The following is a 14,395-nucleotide window of genomic DNA, read 5'->3' as shown; positions in this document are numbered from 1 at the left end:
ACCCCAGGACCCCAGATGCGCCGCGCCCTCCTTCCCTTCCTGTTCCTCCTAAGCTGCGCCCCCTGGAACCAGCCGCAGAACCAGCCCCTGCAGGGTGAGAACGCTGCCCTCGTCGAACCCCTCACCGCAGGCGACGGCGAGGTCTACATCGGCCTCGCCTTCTCCGGCGGGGGCATGCGCGCCACCGCCTTTGCCTATGGGATGCTCCAGGAACTCCGCGCCGCCGGGGTGGAGACCGGCACGCCAAACGGCCTTCTCGACCAGGTCCGCCTCGTCTCCGGCGTCTCCGGCGGCTCGGTGATGGCGGCGCAGCTTGGCCTCTACGGCCCCGAAGGCCTGACCGGCTTCCGCGAACGCTACCTGATCACCAATGCCGAAGCCTACATGACCACCTCGGCGTTGAATCCCCTGACCATCGTCAAGGGCATCTCCGGCGGGGTCAACGGGCGCGACACCTTCGGGCGCTACCTCGACGACACCCTCTTCCACGGCGCCACCTTCGCCGACCTCCGCCGCCACTCGCATATCAAGACCTGGATCAACGCCACCGACATGGCGAACAACACACCCTTCCTCTTCTCGCCCGAAACCTTCGACGCGCTCTGCTCCGATCTCTCCAAGGTCAAGCTTTCCGAAGCCGTCGCCGCCTCCGCCGCCTTCCCGTTGGCCTTCACCCCCATCGTGCTGGAAGCCCACCAGGGCGAATGCACCTACCGCGAGCCGGACTGGCTGACCGCCGCCCGCTACAACCCCGAAGCCACCGCCGCGATGCGCGCCCATGCCCGCGCGCTGGAAAGCTACACCCGGCCCGAGGAAGTGAAGTTCGTCAAACTCCTCGATGGCGGCATCACTGACAACTTCGGCACCACCGGTCTGGCCGTCGAACGCGCCCGCGCCCAGCAACCCTATGCGCCGCTCACCCCGGAAGAGGCGGTGAAGCTGAAGCGCATGCTCTTCCTCGTCGCCAATGCCGGGGTGGAAAAGGACTACGACTGGACGCAGAAGGTTGCCGGGCCGGGTGGCGTCAACCTCGCCATGTCCATTGCCACCTCCGCCATGTCCGCCGCCTCGCGCTCCGGCTACGATTCCATGCGCGGCGAGATGCGGCTGTGGGAAAGCGAACTCATCGAATGGCGCTGCGCCCTTCCCCTCTCCGAAGTCCGCCGCCTGCGCGGTACGACCGAGGGCTGGGACTGCAAGGACGTGAAGCTTCTGGTGGGCGAGGCCAGCTTCGCCGCGCTGCCCACCGACATGCGCGACAAGCTTGATGCCGTGCCCACCCGCCTGAAACTGCCGACCGATCAGGTCGACATGGTGATCGAGGCCGGTCGCATGGCCACCCGCCTCTCGCCCGAATTCAACGGCCTCCTCGCCTCGCTGACCGGCAACGACATCGACACCCGCATCCAGACCGGCATCGCCGCCGGAGGCCGCCGGGTCACGCCGCTGAACTGATCGACCGACCCGCCAGCCCCCGCCCGATGACAAATTCCGTCACTCGCTTGGGCCCCACTTGCCCCATGCCGAACCGGCAGTATCCTGCCGCCATCATGCGCACGGGCTTTCCCACACTCACCCTGACTCTGGCCCTCCTGGCCCCGCCCGCCCATGCCGAAATCCGCGCCGTGGTGGTGGGCGTCTCCGACTACCTCACCCTCGACGCCGACCTGAAAGGCCCCGCCAACGACGCCCGCCTGATGGCTGAAACCCTGATCGCCCGCGGCGTCGTTCCCGCCCGGATCACCGTCCTCACCTCCGACCCCACCGGCCTGCCCGAGGGCACGACCACCGGCCAACCCACCCACGACGCCATCCTCGCCGCCCTCGCCGCCGCCACCGAAGCCTCCGCCAAAGGCGATACCGTCGTCTTCACCTTCTCCGGCCACGGCGCGCAGGCCCCCGACCTGTCCGGTGACGAGGGCGGCGGCTATGACGAGCTTCTCCTGCCCGCCGACGCGACCGGCTGGAAAGGCGCCATCGGAGCCGTCGAGAACGCCCTCGTCGACGACGACCTGCAAGCCTGGGCCCAGACGGCGCTCGACAAGGGCGTGCAGGTGATCGGCCTGATCGACGCCTGCCACTCCGCCACTGGTTTCCGCGCGATCGGCGGGCAGGGCGTCCCCCGGGTGATCGACGAGGCGCAACTCGGCATCCCCGACGACATCACCCCCGTCGCAGGCACCCCCGCCCCGCCACTCTCCGGGGACTTCGTCTTCCTCTACTCCTCGCAATCCGACCAGCGCTCTTTCGAATATCCGATGGCGGATGGCAGCTGGCACGGCGAATTCACCCTCCGCCTTGCACAAACCCTGCGCGAGGCCCCCGAAGCCAGCTGGGCACAGGTCCTCGCCGCCACCACCGAGGCGATGGTGCAAGGCCCCGCTCGCCAGATGCCCGACGGCGAAGGTCCGCTCCTTTCCGCGCAAGTCTTCGGCACCGGTAGAACCACCGACCGCTTCCCCCTGAAGGACGGCAAACTCACCGCCGGTCTCCTCGAAGGCCTGAGCGAAGGCGCCGAACTCACCCTCTACGCCACCCCCGCCGGAGGCGACCCGCTCGCCACTCTGACCCTGACCAAAGTCACCGCCCGCGAGGCCACCTTCTCCGCCCCGCCCCCCGAAACCGCGCAATGGGCCGAACTCACCGCCGCCCCGCCTCCAGCCCCGCTGATCCTCGCCGCCCCGGTCCTCGCCGACCCCGCCGACGCCCATGACTACGCCGCCTGGACCGAAGCCCTCCAGCCCCCCGGCCCCAACCCCGACCTCGTCCCCATCCTCACCGACGGCACCATCGCCCTTGCGCAAGCCGACGGCACCCTCGACCCTCAAGGCCCCGGCTCCACCCCCCGCATCCGCCCCGAACCGGGCGAGACCCCTGCGCAAGCCGTTGCCCGCACGCTCGATCTGGCCGCCCACGGCCTCGCGCTCCGCAAGGTCCTCGCCGGGGCCACCGGCCGCAGCCTCACCGGCAAGGCCCCCCTTGCCATGACCATCGACCGCCGCCCCGCCGGGGCCGACTGCGCCAAGCCCGGCCCGGAAACCCCCTTCGACCCCGCAACCGCCGTCTCCCCCTGCGACCAGATCTGGCTCACCCTGACCAACACCTCCGGCACCGCGCAGGACGTCTCGGTCCTCTACTTCACCGCCGATTTCCGGGTGCAGCCGATCTTCCCGGCGCAGAACCTGTCGAACCGCCTCGCCCCCGGCGAATCCACCCGCGTCGGCCTCATGATCGAACCCGGCAGCACGGCGGGGCTTGAAGAAATCTGGGCTCTCGCCGTCCCCGCCGCAGCCGACACCCCCCGCGTCGACCTGACCCGCCTTGCCCCCCTGCAAGGCACCCGCGCCTATGCCGGGGCCTCCGACCCGATGACGCTCTGGCTGGAGGCCCGGATGGACCCGGACGCGCAAAGCCGGGGCTTTACACTGAAACCCGCGCCGCTGACGATGCTGCGCCAGGTCCTGCACCTGACCCCGGGGGCCACCCCCGCACCGATGGAGAACTGACGATGCCCCTCCGCCTCCTCCGCGCCGCCGCTGTCCTTGGCCTCCTCGCCGCCCCGTCGCTGGCGGAAGACACGGCCTTCCCCAAGGCCGGCGAAACCACCGCCTCGCCCTATCTCTACGCCAAATCCGGCGCCAAGGCCGAACGCGCCAGACATGCCGGAGAGGCCGGGGCCAAGGTCATCGGCGGCGAGCTTGCCGCCCCCGGCGCCTGGCCCTGGCAGGTCGCCCTCCTCGTCGGCGGCGCGCCCGTCAGCACCGATGCGCAATTCTGCGGCGGCAGCATGGTGATGGACCGCTGGGTCCTGACCGCCGCCCATTGCGTGCACATGCCGCAGGCGGACGGCAGCTTCGCCGATCTCAAACCCGAAGACGTCGCCGTCCTTGTCGGCACCAACACTCTCGCCCCCGGCCAGGGCGACCTGATCCCGGTCGAGGCTGTCTTCCGCCACCCCTCCTACTCCGGCACCCAGTTCGATTTCGACATCGCGCTGATCAAGCTCTCCCGCGCGCCGCAGGTGCCCTACCAGACCATCGAGGTCCCGGATGCCGAATACGGCGACCTTCTGAACAAGCAGGGCGTCACCACCATCGTCACCGGCTGGGGCCTGACCGAAGGCGCCACCCCCTCGCCCGACCTGCGCCAGGCCGAAATCCAGGTCCTCGACCGCGACCTCTGCAACACCGCCATGCTGGAAGCCAAGGCCGAGGACGCGGCGAACGGCTTCGGCTATGCCGTCCAGACCCTCGGTGTGGCCGAGCCCGACGCCTATGCGATCTGGGACGAGCTTATGGCCAAGGCCCCGAACCCGGTCAGCGAGAACATGATCTGCTCCGGCACCTTCGAGGGCGGCAAGACCTCGTGCAACGGCGATTCCGGCGGCCCGCTGGTCGTGCCGGTGGAAGGCGGCGGCTACATCCAGGCCGGCATCGTCAGCTGGGGCCTCTCCGCCAGCGCCGGCCAGGGCTGCGAGGAAACCGCGCTCTTCTCGGCCTATACCAACATCTCGAAATTCGTGCCGTGGCTGAACCAGACCATCGAGGCGAATCCCTAGAACAGAATGTGCCTTGTCGGGAATGGCGTGCCCGGCTGGCATCTTAAGAATTTTCTAGAAAATTCTTTGGCTTAACCCAGAGAAAGCGCACTCGATCTTGCCTCGACCGCGCTTCTTGCAAAGGCTCATCAGCCCTAGGCACCCGCTCGCCCGGCACGACGCGCCGGACGAGCCGCCGCCTCAAATCCCCAACCCCAGCTTCCGCCCCTCATGGAACGCATAGGCCGCCAGCCTCGGCGCCGTGCAATCGCCGATCCGGTGCATCACCTTCCCCGGCATCGTCTCCGGCAACAGATCGAAGGCCCGGTTCGTCGTCGCCATCACCAGCCCCGAGGCCGGAATCACCTCTTCCTCGCCGGTCAGGAACGACCGCACCGTCACCCCGTTGCCATGCCAGCGCACCAGCCGGTGCTCCGCCAGCATCCGCACCCCCAGCGCGCCCAGCCGCCGCCGCACCACACCATCGGCAGCCGTCCGCGCGATCTCTTTCCCGACGAAGGCCTCCGGCGTGACGATGGTCACGCGCTTGCCCTGCTCGGCCAAAGCCCAGGCCGTCCCGACCCCGCGCCAGTTCGAGCCCTCGTCATAGACCACCACCGCATCCCCCAGCCGCGCCTCGCGCCGCAGCACGGCTTCCGGGGACCACACGCCCCCCGCCTCGATCCCCGGCAGCGAGGCCTCCTGCGGGACCCAGCGCTGGAACCCGGTCTCGTCCGGCAGCGACCCCGTCGCCACCACCACGACCTCCGCCGGGTGATCCGCAATCTCCTGCTCGTCGAGGAACGTGTTCAGCCGCAGCCTGACCCCCAGCCTCCCGAACTGCCGCTCGTACCAGTCCATCAACTCCAGGATCTGCCCCCGCCGCGGCTGCATCCCCGCCAGCCGGAACTGCCCGCCCACCACCGGCAGCGCCTCGACCACCTCCACCCGATGCCCCCGCTCCGCCGCGACCCGCGCGGCCTCCAGCCCCGCCGGACCCGCCCCCACCACCAGCACGTCCTTCGGCGCCGGAGAGGCCACGAACCGGTCCCCGCCCCACTCGAACTCCCGCCCCGCAGACGGGTTGATCAGGCAGGAAATCCAGTAATCCCGCGACCGCCGCCCCCAGCACATCTGGTTGCAGGAGATGCAGCCCCGGACATCCTCCGCCCGCCCCTCGGCCACCTTCCGCGCCAGATGCGGGTCGGCGATCTGCCCCCGCACGATCGACACCAGATCGGCCAGCCCCGAGGCGATGATCGCCTCGCCATTCTCCGGCGTCCGCACCCCGGCCTCGGACGTCACCACCGCATGTTTCAGCACCCCCTTCAGGGCTTGCGTCAACGGAGTCGTCAGCTTCTCGGCATGGGTGAACGGCGGGATGATCGCCTCGAATTCCAGATAGGACCCGGCCCCGACCGTCACATAGTCCACATGACCCGTCCGGTCATGCAGCTCCAGGATTTCGCACAAGGCCTCGGCCCCCAAGGTCACCTCATAGGCCGTCGAATAGCTGACCGCGAGCCCGACGATGAACTCCTCGCCGCAAGCCCGCCGCACCCGCTCAATCAACTCGCGCGAGAACCGCGTCCGGCCCTCCAGCGACCCGCCCCACTGGTCCGTCCGGTGGTTCGACCAGGGCGTCCAGAACTGGTCGATCAGCGAGTGATAGGCCCCCCAGACCTCCACCCCCTGGAACCCCGCCGCCTTGGCCCGGATCGCCGCCGCGACATGGGCCTGCAACAGCTCCTCGACCTCCGCCCCCGTCATCGCGTGGCTACCGTCCGAGTCGTGGTAGGACGGCCCGCCCGAGGGCGACCAGTGCGGCGCGAAGCTCAGGTCGGAATCGCCATGCGCGCCGATGTGGTAAAGCTGCTGGATGATCACCGCGCCGGCATCCTTCACCTCGTCGGTGATGGTGCGATAGGCCGGGATCACCCGGTCGTCGGAATGCAGGATGTTGCCCCGGGTCAGCACCCCGGTCCGATGCACCGGCACCGGTTCGGCCACCACCATCGCTGCGCCCCCCAGCGCACGTTCCAGCAGGTATTTCCCGAAGCGGGGACCGGGCATGCCCTGGTCGGACATGTTGTTGGTATGCGCGCCAAAGACGATGCGGTTCCGCAATGTCTGGTCGCGCAGTTTCAGGGGGGACATCAGGCGTGGGTGCTGGGTCATGGCTGCCTCCGTTCGCCGCCATGCCAACAGGAATCGACACAGGTGTCAAGTTTCTCGCGCGGGTTCTGCGAGGCCCAATTTTCTTCGAAGAAAATTGCAAAACTCTTCGAAGAGTTTTGGCCCCCTTCCCGGCCGTGCCGCCCCTACTCCGCCGCCACGTCCCAGCCCGAGATCGCCTTGACCTCCAGGAACTCCTCGATCCCCCAGGCGCCACCTTCCCGCGCACGACCCGAGGCCTTCACGCCCCCGAACGGCGCACCGGCCCCGCGCGACTTGCCATTCATCTCCACCATCCCCGCCCGCAACGCCCTCGCCAGCCGGTTCCGCCGCGCGCCGTCCTGCGACTGGACATAGTTGGTGAGCCCGTAGGGCGTGTCATTGGCGATCCGCACCGCCTCGGCTTCCGAGTCGAAGGGGATCATGCACAGCACCGGCCCGAAGATTTCCTCGCGCTCGATGGTCATCCCCGGCACCACATCGGCGAACACCGTCGGGCGGACATAGAAGCCCTTGTTCATCCCCTCCGGCAACCCAAGGCCCCCCGCCACCAGCCGCGCGCCCTCGTCGATGCCGGTCTGGATATGGCCCTGGATCTGATCCCACTGCCGCTGGTTCACCACCGGCCCGATATGCCTGCCCGGCTCGCTGGCGGGGCCGACCTTGATCGACGACGCCACCTCCGCCGCAATCTCCACCGCCCGGTCGTAGAAGCCCCGCTCCACCAGCATCCGGCTCGGCGCATTGCAGGACTGGCCGGAGTTGTTCATCAGATGCCGCACCCCGCGTTCCACCGCCTTGGCATCGGCATCGGCGAAGACCAGGTTCGCCCCCTTGCCGCCCAGTTCCAGCGTGACCCGCTTCAGCGTCTCGGCCGCGGCCTTGGAAATCGCCCGCCCGGCCCGCGTGCTGCCGGTGAAGCTGATCATCTCGACATCCGGGTGGCTGGACAGCCGCGTGCCGACCCCCAGCCCGTCGCCGTTCACCAGGTTGAACACGCCCGGCGGTACGCCCGCGTCATGGCAGAATTCTGCAAAGAGCATGGAAGAAAGGGGGGATTCCTCCGACGGTTTCAGCACACAAGTGCAACCGGCCAGCAGCGCCGGGATCACCTTCAGCGTCACTTGGTTCATCGGCCAGTTCCAGGGCGTGATCAGGCCCACGACGCCAATCGGCTCCAGCGCGATCTTCGTATCCGGGGCATGGGGGCCAAGCGGCCTGATCCATTCGACATGATCGAAGGCCGTCAGGAAATTCCTCAGGTGCCAGGGCAGGCATTCGGCCTGGCTGTCCCGCGCCATGTCGATGGGTGCGCCCATCTCCAGGCTGATCGCCCGCGCCATCTCTTCCTTGCGCAGGAGGTACTGCTCAAGGATGCCTTCCACGGCTTTGCGGCGCTCCAAGGGATCGGTCGCCGCCCAGCCCGGAAACGCCGCCTTCGCCGCCGCCACCGCCCGGTCGGTATCGGCCTCGGACCCCAGCGAGATCACCGCGCAGACCTCTTCGGTCGAGGGGTCGATCACCGCACAGTCCCGCGCCTCCAGCGGCGCGACCCATTGACCGTCGATGTAGAATTCACGCTTCGTGATCATGGCTGGCCCCCCCGAGTGGAATTTGATCATATTCTGACAGGTGCCGCGCCGTCCGGCAAGGGCAGCGTGGTGTTGTTGATCAACCCGGAATGCTGCCGATCAGGCCGGAAGAGGCCGTCTGATGCCGGATGACCCCGGAAGGAACGCGATCAGGTGGGCGATTGGCCTTCCACCAGCGGCTGAGGGCGGACATGCGGGTCCGGCGCTTCGGCGGAAAGCATCCCGCGACCTCATCGCCACCGGCCCGCGCGATCCGCGCCCGGATCGGCCGAACCTCCTCTCCCGGGTGCCTTGCGCGCAGCGCGGTGTGCTGCGGAGGTAGGTGGTGGAACGGGTCCACAGCGGCCAGATGCAGCAAACTGCTTGCGGCAAATCAATTGCTTCGCCAGACTGCGGGGAAATCGGGGGGAGGCGCGCGATGCGAATGAATCGGTCGTGCGCCTTGGGGGGAAATGCCACACGCCTTTTGGCCACACACTAGAGTCGCCCCACGAAATGTGCCCTGCACCATTGCCTGACGAAGCATCCCGCGGCTTTATCATCCCGATCGGCGGCGGCGAGGATCGCGTCAAGGAACGCCAGATCCACCGCCGCTTCGTCGATCTTGCTGGCGGAAAAAGCGCCGACATCGTCGTCATCCCGACCGCATCCGAGCTGGAGACCACGGGCGCCGACTACAAGCGCATTTTCCAGGGCCTCGGCGCCTCGGCGGTGGATTTCCTGCCGATCACCAAGCGCGCCGATTGCGACAACCCGCGCTATGTCGACATGCTCGACAGCGCTACCGGCATCTTCCTGACGGGCGGCAACCAGCTTCGGTTGTCGACCATCCTCGGCGGCACCGGCATCGCGCAGAAGATCCGCCGTCGCAATGCCGCCGGTGTGCCCGTCGCGGGAACATCCGCCGGGGCCTCGATCATGTCGGAACACATGATCGCCGGCGGGGAAAGCAATTCGGCGCCGGTCGTCGGCTCCGTCAGTCTGGCGCCGGGCCTCGGACTGACCAATGCCGTGATCATCGACCAGCATTTCACCGAACGGAACCGGCTTGGGCGCCTCCTGACGGCATCATCCTACAATCCCTTCCTCATCGGTCTTGGCATGGACGAGGACACGGCAGCCTTCATCGGGCCGGATGGCGTGTTCGAGGTCGTCGGGTCGGGCACCGTCACGGTGGTCGATGCCTCGGGCCTGACCTATTCGTCGATGTGGGATGCGTCGCCGGGGCAGGCGCTGACGCTGCTGGGGCTGAAGGTCCATGTGCTTGGCGAAGGGTGCCGGTACGATCTGGTCGGCCGTCACGCCTATCCGCCGGATCAACACGCGGCGTTCTGCTCGCTGCCGGACGGTAAATCAAGAGTTGGCTGAAAAGTAAGCCGACAACAGGGGGGAAGCGCAATGAAGATCGTTTCAACGAATGTCTTTGTCGGCCCGAACGTCTGGGCGAGTTTTCCCGTCATCCGCCATGTCATCGACCTTGGCGTCCTGGAGGACTGGCCGTCGGCCCGTATCGGCGAGTCCTGGATCGAGGCGCTGGTCGAGGCGCTGCCGGGCCTGCGCGAACATGGCTGTTCCTACCGCGAGCCCGGCGGCTTCATCCGCCGCCTGCGCGAGGGTGAGGGGACGTGGCTTGGCCATGTTGCCGAACATGTCGCGCTTGAAATCCAGGGCGTTGCGGGATCGGACGTGACCTTTGGCCGGACCCGCTCGACCGGTGTTCCGGGGCAGTACAACCTCGTCTACGAATATCGCCAGCGCGATGTCGGGCTTGATGCGGGCAATCTTGCGATCCGCCTGTTGATGCATACCCTGCCAGAGAGCCTGAAGGCGCAGACAGGATACGAGTTCGACCCGGAGTTCGATTTTCCCGCCGAGCTGAAGGACTTTGTCCTCTCGGCGCAGCGGCGCGAGTTCGGGCCGTCGACCGCGTCGCTTGTCAAGGCGGCGGAAGAGCGGGATATCCCGTGGCTCCGGCTCAACAACAATTCGCTTGTGCAGTTCGGCCACGGCAAGTTCCAGCAGCGTATCCAGGCGACGATCACCAGCCAGACCAAGCATATTGCGGTCGAGATTTCCTGCGACAAGGAAGACACCCACAACATGCTGAACGACCTGGGCCTGCCGGTGCCCCAACAGCGTCTTGTCTATTCGCCGCGCGAGGCGGTGCGGGCGGCGCGGCGGATCGGCTATCCGGTCGTCGTCAAGCCGCTTGATGGCAACCACGGGCGCGGCGTCTCGATCAACCTCACCGACGACGCGGCGATCGAGACGGCGTTCCACGAGGCCAAGGCCCAGTCGAAAAGCCGGGGCATCCTGGTCGAACAGTTCATCACCGGGATGGATCACCGCATGCTGGTGGTCAACGGCGAGCTGGTCGCCGTGGCCAAGCGCGTGCCCGGCCATGTGATCGGCGACGGCAAGCACACCATCGCCCAGCTGATCGACATCGTGAACAGCGATCCCCGCCGCGGCATCGGCCACGAAAAGGTGCTGACCAACCTTGAACTGGACAGCCAGGCAGAGCGGTTGATGGCCGATGCCGGCCATAGCGCGGACACCGTGCTGCCGAAGGGCGAGACCTTCTTCCTGCGCTCGACCGCCAACCTGTCGACTGGCGGCACGGCCATCGACATGACCGATGTCTGCCATCCCGACAACAAGGACATGGCGGAGCGGACGATCAAGGCCGTCGGCCTCGATGTCGGTGGGGTGGACTTCCTGACCTCCGACATCACCTCAAGCTACAAGGATATCGGTGGCGCCATCGTCGAGGTGAACGCAGCACCAGGCTTTCGCATGCATGTCGCCCCCTCCGAGGGCAAGCCCCGCGATGTCGCCGGCAAGGTGATGGACATGCTCTTCCCGAAGGGCACGCAGTCGCGCATCCCCATCGCCGCGATCACCGGCACCAACGGCAAGACGACCACCTCGCGCATGATGGCCCATATCATGAAGTCTTCCGGCAAGATTGCCGGGCTGACCTCGACCGACGGGGTCTATGTCGATGGCAAGCTGACCGTGAAGGGCGACATGACGGGGCCCGCCTCGGCGCAGATGGTGCTGCGCGACCCTTCGGTCGATTTCGCGGTGATGGAGACGGCGCGTGGCGGGCTGGTCCGCGCGGGCCTTGGCTATCAGCGCTGCGATGTCGCTGCCTGCCTCAACGTCACGTCGGACCATCTCGGCATGGGCGGGATCAACACGCTGGAGGAGCTTGCCGTCGTCAAGCGCGTGGTGGTCGAAACCGCGACCGACACGGTGGTGCTGAATGCCGATGACCTCCTGTGCCTGCGCATGGCGGATTTCTGCCACGCCGCGCACATCTGCTATGTGACGACGAATTCGGATCACCCGCTGGTCAAGGAACACATCCGCGCCGGTGGGCGCGCGGTGGTTCTGGAAAAGGCGATGAACGGCGACATGATCACGATCTATGCCAACGGGCTGCACATGCCCGTGCTCTGGTCGCATCTCATCCCGGCCACGCTGGAAGGCAAGGCGCTCTACAACGTCCAGAACGCGATGTTCGCCTGTGCTATGGCGCATGCCTTCGGCCTTGACCTCGACAACATCCGCCACGGATTGCGGACCTTCGACACCTCCTTCTTCCAGGTGCCGGGCCGGACCAACGTCTATGACGAACATCCGTTCAAGGTCATCCTCGACTACGGCCACAATTCGGCGGCCATCGCCGCGATGGCGGGCCTTGCCGACCGGCTGGACGTGAAGGGGCGGCGTCTGGTGGTGGCGGCCATGCCGGGCGACCGGCGCGACGAGGATATCCTCGCCTCGGCGCGGGAACTTGCCGGCCATTTCGACCACTACTTCCTCAAGCCCGACGACGACCGGCGCGGGCGCGGCGAGATGGAAGTGCCGCAGATGCTCCGCGATGAACTCTTGAAGGCGGGCGTGCCTGCCGACCAGATCACGCTGGTGCCAAGCGAGATGGAGGCGATCGACCTCGCCCTGTCCAGCGCGCAGCCGAACGATCTTCTCGTCATCCTGGCGGATGAACTCGCGCGGTCCTGGAAGCAGATCATCTATTTCCAGAAGGCGGAACGCGAGGCCCTGTTGTCGGCCAAGCCAAAGCGGCCCGAACCGCAACCCGCCGGGTTCGAGGAGTTGCTCTCTGTCGGCGACCAGCTCATCCGCGACGAACGCGGCGTGAGGCTGGCGCGCGTCGAAGTCGAACAATCCGACTGACAGAGGCAGGCCTTGGCGCGATCCGATGAGCTTCAAGATGCGCTGGTCATTCCGGTTCCCGAAGATCCGGGGCTGATCCTTGACAGTTGCCGCCGCCTGCTTGGCCCGAACCTCTACGGTGTGGGGCCAGGGGCGGTTGGCGACTGTCTGGTCAACTCGCATGAACCGGCAGATGTCGTGGCCCTCTGGCGCGGCAATCTTGCCCCGATCCTCGACGCGCTGGGTCTTGCCGGGGCGGACATCCAGACGCGTCCCTTCGACGGCGGTGCCAGCCTTTTCGTTCCGGCGCCGATAGACCAGCTTTTCACGACGGCCTATGCAATCGAAGCGGCGTGGTACTTCACCGCGACCGGGCTTCTCGGCCAGGCGCAAACGCCCTTCGATGATCTGGCGGCCGCGTTGCGGAAGGTCAGCGCCCTTGAGCGCCAGCCCCGGCTTGTCTCCCTTGTGGCTGAGGCCGCGAAACGTGGTGTGGACCGTCTGCTTGACGATGACGCGCTGACGCTTGGCCACGGCGCAGGGTCCGAAACCTGGGCAACCGACCGGCTTCCCGAAGCGCCGGACTGGGCGCGCCTTCATGACATACCGCTCGCGCTCGTCACCGGAACCAACGGCAAGACGACAACGACACGCCTGATCGCCGCGATGGGCGCGGCGTCGGGCAAGGTCGCCGGCCTGTCCTCGACCGAGTTCGTCAAAGTCGGCGACGAAATCCTCGACCGCGGCGACTATTCCGGGCCCGCGGGCGCCCGGCTTCTGTTGCGCGACAAGCGTCTGGAACTTGGGGTGCTTGAGGTTGCGCGCGGCGGCATCCTGCGCCGGGGATTGCCGGTCAGCCGCGCGCGCGTGGCGGTTGTCACCAACGTCGCGGCGGACCATCTCGGCCAGTACGGGATCAATACCGTCCCCGATCTGGCGCAGGTCAAGCTCTCCGTTCGACGGGCGGTCGTTCCGGGCGGGCAGCTTGTCCTGAACGCGGACGACCCCGTTCTCGTGGCAGCGGCAGACCTGACGGACGCTCGCCCAATCTGGTTTTCGCTCGACGCCAGCGCGCCGCAGATCGTCCGCGCGCGGGCGCAAGGCGTGCCCTGCGGCTGGCTTGAGGACGGCCGGATCGTTCTTTCGGACGGAGCAGGAACAACATCGCTCGTGGCGGTCGGCGACGTGCCTCTCACTCTCGGCGGCGCCGCGCGCTACAATATCGAGAACGCGCTGGCCGCAGCACTGGCCGCACGCGGCCTCGGCTTGCCCGATGACGCGATCCGCAGCGTCCTCAGGAACTTCCGCAGCGATCCGGTCGACAATCCGGGACGCGCCAACGAGTTCTCCGTGAACGGCGCCCGCGTCTTCGTCGACTTTGCCCACAATCCGCATTCCATCGCGGCGGTTACCTCGGCGCTGGCTGCCCTGCCTGCCAGGCGCCGCTTCGCGCTGATCAGCCACGCGGGCGACCGCTCCGATGCCGACATCCGGGCGTTGACGCAGGGCCTTTTCGCGCTGAAGCCGGATACCGTCGTGGTGGCTGAAATCACCGCCTATCTGAGGGGGCGTCAGACCGGCGAGATCCCGGCGCTGATCCGTCAGGCGAGCCGGGAGTGCGGCCTGCCTGACGACCATATCCTGTCCGCGGCTAGCCCTCTGGACGGCGCGAGGCAGATCGTTGAACGTCTCGAACCCGGCGACCTTGCGCTGCTTCTGGTGCATGACGAGCGCGCGGCAATCTTCGAGATGCTCGGTTCTCGGATCAGCAGTTAGCTTTGTCGGGATAGCGCGCGGGGGGCGTGCGAGTGGCGGTTTTCTCCGGCGACGCGTCCAGCCCGACAAACAGCCGCTTTCCACGGTGCTTCCTTCCATCCCTGCGAAAGGATCGCACCCTCAAAGCATGGGA

The 14,395-nt window shown here is 67.3% G+C and carries 8 protein-coding genes; 6 read left to right on the top strand and 2 right to left on the bottom strand.

All coding sequences use genetic code 11. The features are described 5' to 3' along the window. Positions 1 to 15 precede the first annotated feature (15 nt). The 3 genes from ACE3P6_RS05795 (at position 16) to ACE3P6_RS05785 (ending at position 4,558) form a co-directional block, all read left to right on the top strand. Positions 16 to 1,455: a patatin-like phospholipase family protein gene (locus ACE3P6_RS05795; protein ID WP_374392582.1), complete on the top strand. Its 1,440-nt coding sequence runs from the start codon at positions 16 to 18 to the stop codon at positions 1,453 to 1,455. A gap of 95 nt (positions 1,456 to 1,550) precedes the next feature. Continuing rightward, the gene (locus tag ACE3P6_RS05790) at positions 1,551 to 3,506 is read left to right on the top strand and encodes a caspase family protein (RefSeq protein ID WP_374392578.1); all 1,956 of its coding nucleotides are present in this window, start codon (positions 1,551 to 1,553) and stop codon (positions 3,504 to 3,506) included. Between the two features lie 2 nt (positions 3,507 to 3,508). Next, entirely contained in the window at positions 3,509 to 4,558 is a 1,050-nt protein-coding gene (locus ACE3P6_RS05785) for a serine protease (protein WP_374392576.1), read from the top strand. Positions 4,559 to 4,738: 180 nt separating this feature from the next. On the opposite strand, the gene ACE3P6_RS05780 is transcribed toward ACE3P6_RS05785, so the two are convergent. Both ACE3P6_RS05780 and ACE3P6_RS05775 read right to left on the bottom strand, forming a co-directional pair. After that, positions 4,739 to 6,715 carry an FAD-dependent oxidoreductase gene (locus ACE3P6_RS05780; protein ID WP_374392573.1) on the bottom strand — a complete coding sequence of 659 codons (1,977 nt, stop codon included), beginning with the start codon at positions 6,713 to 6,715 and terminating at the stop codon, positions 4,739 to 4,741. Positions 6,716 to 6,858: 143 nt separating this feature from the next. Beyond that, a complete protein-coding gene (locus tag ACE3P6_RS05775; protein WP_374392570.1) occupies positions 6,859 to 8,304 on the bottom strand; it encodes an aldehyde dehydrogenase family protein in 1,446 nt (481 codons plus the stop codon). A gap of 510 nt (positions 8,305 to 8,814) precedes the next feature. On the opposite strand from ACE3P6_RS05775, the gene ACE3P6_RS05770 reads away from it, so the two are divergent. The 3 genes from ACE3P6_RS05770 to ACE3P6_RS05760 all read left to right on the top strand — a co-directional run bounded on the left by ACE3P6_RS05770 (position 8,815) and on the right by ACE3P6_RS05760 (position 14,262). Continuing rightward, the gene (locus ACE3P6_RS05770; RefSeq protein ID WP_374392568.1) at positions 8,815 to 9,672 is read left to right on the top strand and encodes a cyanophycinase; all 858 of its coding nucleotides are present in this window, start codon (positions 8,815 to 8,817) and stop codon (positions 9,670 to 9,672) included. A gap of 30 nt (positions 9,673 to 9,702) precedes the next feature. Continuing rightward, positions 9,703 to 12,507: a cyanophycin synthetase gene (gene cphA, locus ACE3P6_RS05765; protein WP_374392566.1), complete on the top strand. Its 2,805-nt coding sequence runs from the start codon at positions 9,703 to 9,705 to the stop codon at positions 12,505 to 12,507. 177 nt (positions 12,508 to 12,684) lie between these two features. After that, entirely contained in the window at positions 12,685 to 14,262 is a 1,578-nt protein-coding gene (locus tag ACE3P6_RS05760; RefSeq protein ID WP_374392563.1) for a Mur ligase family protein, read from the top strand. The last annotated feature ends 133 nt before the right edge of the window (positions 14,263 to 14,395 follow it).

The sequence above is a fragment of the Tabrizicola sp. genome (genome assembly GCF_041911175.1).
In the GTDB taxonomy this organism is placed as follows: Bacteria; Pseudomonadota; Alphaproteobacteria; order Rhodobacterales; family Rhodobacteraceae; genus Tabrizicola.
Note: the sequence above shows the minus strand (reverse complement) of the source record. Positions and strands in the feature narration are given on the sequence as shown.